The organism is Paenibacillus sp. JT31N11 (assembly GCF_056269285.1).
Map to the genome: position 1 here is coordinate 1 of NZ_JBWDNQ010000056.1, position 2,922 is coordinate 2,922.

A 2,922-nucleotide genomic window follows, 5' to 3' on the forward strand; every position below is an offset into this window, starting at 1 on the left:
CAGGGGCGGCGTGGAGAATACGTGCAGGATATGGAAGAATATGGGGTTTCAATCTCCCCCTCTATTTCCTCACGCCTTCATGTTGTCCAGGTCTATGAATTGGTCACCCGAGCGTCCTTCATACATGTCTATCAAGGGTGAAATCCTGCGAATACGTGAGAAAACTTAATCGTACCGAGGGAGTTCAATGATGGCCGCGGCGAACCAGTCCTTTGAGGGGCTGGTTTTTTCAATACATAAGATAGGTTATGTGCTGAAAATGCCGCTACGCTAACTGGCAGGTTACTTAAGAACGCGAAAGTGGAATTAATGGTACATTATATTTAAGAAGGGGGTGCTAATAATGAATCTTAATCGATATGAAAAAATTTCGTTTAACTAATCGGTAGATACACGCTATAGATGCTACACATTATTTTTTGGAGGTGTGGATGATGTCAAAAGGAAAGGTTATTTATAATATTGTTGCTTTAGTGGAAATTTTAATATTAATTTTATTTGTTCGTGTTTACCTGCAATATTACTTTATCAATACTCTTAAATTAACATCTTATCAATGTAATATAGTTACATTATTCATCTTTCTGTCATGCATATTATCATCAATAGCGGTTGGTATTCTAGAGTTGATCAAAAAACGTTATAGCTTAAAGTAAGAGAGGAACCTCAGAAATGTTAACGGAGCGAGATAGGTTCAACTAACGCGAGCATTGGATGGTCAGAGAATCTCAGGCTTCTGTATCTCTAGACGTTAACGGGTACGTTAGTTGTGAAAAGGGCCGCCACGTGGCAGTCCAATCAAATTCAACTATTAATGCGGTAAGAAGATCTCTTTCGCAACTTTAATAGCGTTCAACACTTTAGGGAATCCCGTGTAAGGGGAGCATTGTAGTAGTGCCTCAATCGCTTCTTGTCTCGTTAGACCTACACGAATTGCGGCATTGAGATGAACATGCAACTGCGGCTCGCACCCACCTTGAGCAGTTAAGGCTCCTAACGTGACGAGTTGACGTTGTCTAGGATTCAATCCTGGGCGACTGTAGATTTCACCAAACGAAAATTCGATGATTTGTTCAGCTAACAGAGGAGCAATAGCCGCAAGTGAATCTACAACCTCTTCGCCATGTTTGCCATCGATTTCCTGAAGTTTTGCCAAGCCTCGTTCTCGCCGTTCTCCTATATTTTGTAGAAGCTCGTCCTCGATGTTTACTTCGATATTTTGTTCAGCAAAAAGTTGTTTTGCAACGCCAACGGCATTTAAAGCACGAGGAAAGCCGCAAAACGGAATGCAATGGGTAGCAATTTCTATAATTTCGTTCGGCGTGATCCCAACTTTTAAGCCGAAGTTCATGTGCCATTTGAGTTGATTTGGAGTATCGCCTAATGAAATTAACGCAGTGATCACGATCATTTCTCTTTGTTGATAGTTTAGTACGGGATTACTGAAAAGTTGCCCGAAAAATTCAATAATGTATCTACTGATGTGTGGGGATACGTCACTTAAACCATTAATGACTCCTTGAATACTTGCTTCATCAGTTTCTTGAAACAGTTTTTTTCCGTTTTCATATGATGAGTTCATTGCTCAGCTACCTCCAGTTGTTGGTTTTCTAATTCCCATTGACGGTAAATCTCTATTTTTTCGTTGATGACTTCATAATGTTCTTGAAGTCTATCGATCTGTTCCGCTAACTTTTTCTTGTGGGCTTCCAGCAGAATTCTCCTTTCTTTGGTTGTAGCGGAACCTTGTCTTCTCAAGTCAGCGATCTGTTGCATTTGCCGAATGGTCATTCCTGTCATTCGAAGCTTTACCAAAAAACGAATCCATGCTAGATCGTTTGCAGAATATTGGCGGCGACCGTTCGAACCCCTAGCTATCGCATGAATCAGACCATTTTTCTCATAGTAACGCAAGGTGTGTACGGTGATGTCAGTAAGGTTAGAAATGGCTTGAATGCTTAAATATTTTTCCATAGAGTAAGTTTACATCTTAGAGCGTGCTCTAAGTCAATAGAGGCACGATAAAACGATGCAAAGTCACTTTTTCACCTCCTTTAATAAATTTTGTAATATTTAACTGCATATAATTGCCCGGTAACTGAGGAAATAAAAAAACGTCGATGCAACCTTTTTTAGCATGTATCCCTTTTAGTTTTTTACTACTTATTTTTGTCTAAGATGGATTTCATTATGTACAGTGCCCCTCAACGCCGGCATCGGCACCTCGGGCACATTCGAGGAGACGAGCGAGGAGGAATTCGATCGATTGTTCAGCGTCAATGTGAAGGTGCCCTATTTTCTCGTTCAGCAAACTTTGCCCCGCTTGGCTGAGGGCGGCCGCATCATCAACATCTCCTCCGGCGTGATGAGGATCGCTTACCCTCACATTATGGCTTATAACCTGACCAAGGTCGCGCTCAATACGTTCACGCTGCATTTGGCACAGCTGCTTGGCCCACGGGGTATCACGGTGAATGCGGTGGTGCGGGCATCGTCGATACCGATGTGAACGCGCCGTGGCTGCACAAGCCAGAAGGGCGCAAGCATGCGGAGGACATGTCGGCTCTCGGCCGCGTTGGAGAGATCTCTGATATCGCCGACGTCGTCGCCTTCGTCGCTTCGCCGGACAGCGGCTGGGTAACCGGCCAGCTGCTTGACGCAACGGGCGGGGCTCATCTTTAAAACGGAAGCATAAATGTCGGCCAAGAGGAGGCGGAGCATGTTTAAAATTACCGAGTTCTCGAAGATTAGCCAGGTATCGGTCAAGGCGCTGCGCTATTACGATCAGATCGAGCTGCTGAAGCCTTCCTATATCGCTCTTGCTAGCCGTTCTGTGGGTTCTAAGCAGGCCTTGCATGCCTACAAGCTTCACTTGAAGCAGCTTCTCGATGAGTACGATCTTGCTTGCCTGCAGCTAGAAAC

Annotated in this window: 2 protein-coding genes and 2 pseudogenes; 2 read left to right on the plus strand and 2 right to left on the minus strand. The window is 43.9% G+C overall.

Annotated features, from left to right (window positions below):
• Positions 1-811: 811 nt before the first annotated feature.
• Complete coding sequence (locus tag AC0YNV_RS40565; protein WP_475773115.1) at positions 812-1,582, minus strand: carboxymuconolactone decarboxylase family protein; 771 nt, start codon at positions 1,580-1,582, stop codon at positions 812-814.
• Positions 1,579-1,974 carry a MerR family transcriptional regulator gene (locus AC0YNV_RS40570; protein WP_475773116.1) on the minus strand — a complete coding sequence of 132 codons (396 nt, stop codon included), beginning with the start codon at positions 1,972-1,974 and terminating at the stop codon, positions 1,579-1,581. Before AC0YNV_RS40570 ends, AC0YNV_RS40565 begins: the two co-directional genes overlap by 4 nt.
• A gap of 223 nt (positions 1,975-2,197) precedes the next feature.
• On the opposite strand from AC0YNV_RS40570, the pseudogene AC0YNV_RS40575 reads away from it, so the two are divergent.
• Both AC0YNV_RS40575 and AC0YNV_RS40580 read left to right on the plus strand, forming a co-directional pair.
• Positions 2,198-2,682: pseudogene (locus AC0YNV_RS40575) on the plus strand (SDR family oxidoreductase).
• 37 nt (positions 2,683-2,719) lie between these two features.
• Positions 2,720-2,812, plus strand: a pseudogene (locus AC0YNV_RS40580) (MerR family DNA-binding transcriptional regulator); the annotation flags it as partial.
• Positions 2,813-2,922 lie beyond the last annotated feature (110 nt).